The organism is Hydrogenophaga sp. (genome assembly GCF_031426985.1).
Classification (GTDB): Bacteria; Pseudomonadota; Gammaproteobacteria; order Burkholderiales; family Burkholderiaceae_C; genus Hydrogenophaga.
Genome location: NZ_JASJOY010000034.1, coordinates 1 through 2,624, shown reverse-complemented (window position 1 = coordinate 2,624; position 2,624 = coordinate 1). Strand labels below are relative to the sequence as shown.

Annotated in this window: 2 protein-coding genes; one reads left to right on the top strand and one right to left on the bottom strand. The window is 68.1% G+C overall.

Features of this window, described 5'->3' with window-relative positions:
• Positions 1-1,184, bottom strand: a 1,184-nt coding sequence (gabT, locus tag RMP09_RS04720) for a 4-aminobutyrate--2-oxoglutarate transaminase (RefSeq protein WP_310564848.1), incomplete at its 3' end; no start/stop codon positions are given.
• A gap of 145 nt (positions 1,185-1,329) precedes the next feature.
• Here gabT and RMP09_RS04715 point away from each other — a divergent pair.
• A partial coding sequence (locus tag RMP09_RS04715) for a PLP-dependent aminotransferase family protein (RefSeq protein ID WP_310564847.1) occupies positions 1,330-2,624 on the top strand: 1,295 nt, incomplete at its 3' end.

The following is a 2,624-nucleotide window of genomic DNA, read 5'->3' as shown; positions in this document are numbered from 1 at the left end:
CAGGTCAGGATGATCAGGCCGCGTTTCGTGGCTTCGGCGGCGAGCGCCTTGGTCAGGTCGGCATCGGGCTGGTGCACGTCGCCGTTCTTGCACAGTTCCATGGCCACCATGGCGCCCAGGCCGCGCACGTCGGCGATGCATTTGTGCTTTTTGGCCAGCGTCTGCAGGCTGGCGGTGATGCGCGCGCCGACGTCGCGGCTGCGCTGCAGCAGGTCGTGTTTTTCAAACTCGTCGAGCACGGCCAGGGCCGCGGCACAGGCCATCGGGCTGCCGGCGTAGGTGCCGCCCAGGCCGCCAGCGGCGGGCGCGTCCATCACTTCGGCGCGGCCGACCACGGCCGAGATCGGGAAGCCGCCGGCCATGGACTTGGCCAGGGTGATCAGGTCGGGGGCGATGCCGCTCTGTTCGCAGGCGAACCAGGTGCCGGTGCGGCCGGCGCCGGTCTGCACCTCGTCGCAGATCAGCAGGATGCCGTGCTGGTCGCACAGCGCGCGCAGGCGCTGCATCAGTTCGGGCGGCGCCACGTTGAAGCCGCCTTCGCCCTGCACCGGCTCGATGATGATGGCCGCCACGCGGCTGGCTTCGATGTCGTTCTTGAGGATGGATTCGACCGAGGCGATCGCATCGTCCACGCTCACGCCGTGCAGCGCGTTCGGGAAGCGGGCGTGGAAGATTTCGCCCGGGAAGGGGCCGAAACCGGTCTTGTACGGGGCGACCTTGCCGGTCATGCCCAGGGTCAGCAGGGTGCGGCCGTGGTAGCCGCCGGTGAAGGCGATCACGCCCGAGCGGCCGGTGTGGGCGCGCGCGATCTTGATCGCGTTTTCCACCGCTTCGGCGCCGGTGGTCAGGAACAGGGTTTTCTTGGCGAAGTCGCCCGGGGCCTTGGCGTTCAGGCGCTCGGCCAGTTCCACGTAGGGCTCGTAGGCCAGCACCTGGAAGCAGGTGTGGGTGTACTGGTCGAGCTGGGCCTTCACGGCCTCGATCACGGCCGGGTTGCGGTGGCCGGTGTTGAGCACGGCGATGCCGCCGGCGAAGTCGATGTAGCGGCGGCCTTCCACGTCCCAGATCTCGGCGTTTTCGCCCTTGGCGATGAAGATCTGGTGGCTGTGGCCGACGCCGCGGGGGATGGCGGCCTGGCGGCGGGCCATGAGCATGGCGTTGGTGGCTTGGGATTCGCGTTGCATGCAGGGGGCTCCGATCATGAAGAAATTTCAGACTGGGGCGGACTGTAGGGCTCGCGGGCCACCGCTAACATATACAGACAGTGCCTGCACAGCGATGCACTGTGCAGCCCTACGGACCTGTACACATTTACCCTGATAGCCACCGATGTTCACCCTGAACCCCAAAAGCACCAGCCCGCTCGTGGTGCAGATCGTCGAGGGGTTTCGCGACCTGATCCAGAGCGGCAACCTGCGTCCGGGCTCCAAGGCGCCCTCCATCCGCCAGTTCGCCCACGCCCACGGTGTGAGCGTGTACACCGTGGTCGACGCCTACGACCGGCTGGTCGCGCTGGGCTATTTCGTCTCGCGCCCGCATTCGGGCTTTTTCGTGCGCAAGCGCGAGGGCGTGGCGCCGCAGGCGCCCGGCACCGTGCCCGCCGAGACGGCGAACTACAACTTCGACTCCATGTGGTACCTGCGCCGGGTGTTCGAAGCCCGCGCGCTGCGCATGAAGCCGGGCTGCGGCTGGTTGCCGGGCAACTGGCTGTTTGAGGAAGGCCTGCGCCGCAGCCTGCGCACGCTGGCGTCTGAAAACGTGGACCTGGGTGGCTACGGCGAGCCCAAGGGTTTTGCGCCGCTGCGCCAGCTGGTGCGCGACCTGCTGGCCGAGCAGGAGATCGCCGTCAGCGCCGACCAGGTGCTGCTCACGCAAGGCTCCAGCCAGGCCATGGACCTGGTGGCGCGCCGCCTGGTGCGCCCGGGCGATGCGGTGCTGGTGGACGACCCCGGTTACCCCAACCTGCTGTTTTCGCTGCGTTTCCTGGGCGCCCGGCTGATCGGCGTGCCACGCACCCCGGCCGGCTACGACCTGGCTGCGCTCGAAGCCCTGGTGCTGGAGCACCAGCCCAAGGTCTTCTTCACCCAGCCTCGCCTGCAAAGCCCGACCGGTTCGGTCGCCAACCTGGCGCACCTGCACCGCGTGGTGCAGCTGGCCGAGCAGCACCAGTTCACCGTGGTCGAAAACGACATCTACGCCGACCTCGACCCCGAACCGCGCCCCTCGCTGGCCAGCCTGGACCAGCTGCAGCGCGTGGTCTACATCAGCAGCTTTTCCAAGACCATCTCGCCCAACATCCGCGTGGGTTACATGGCGGCGCCGCCCGATCTGCTGGAGGACTTTGCCCAGCTCAAGATGATCTCGGGCCTGACCTCGTCCGAGTTCAATGAGCGCCTGGCCTACGGCGCGCTGGTGGACGGGCGCTGGCGCAAACACCTGCGCAGCCTGCGCGAGCGCCTGGCGCAGGCGCACCAGCGCGTGGCCCAGCAGCTGGAGAACCTGGGTTTCGAGCTGTTCTGCGAGCCCAAGGCCGGCATGTTCCTCTGGACGCGCCACCCCGACATCGCCAACGCGACCGAGCTGGCCTACAAGGCCGCGGAACAGGACATCCTGCTCGGCCCCGG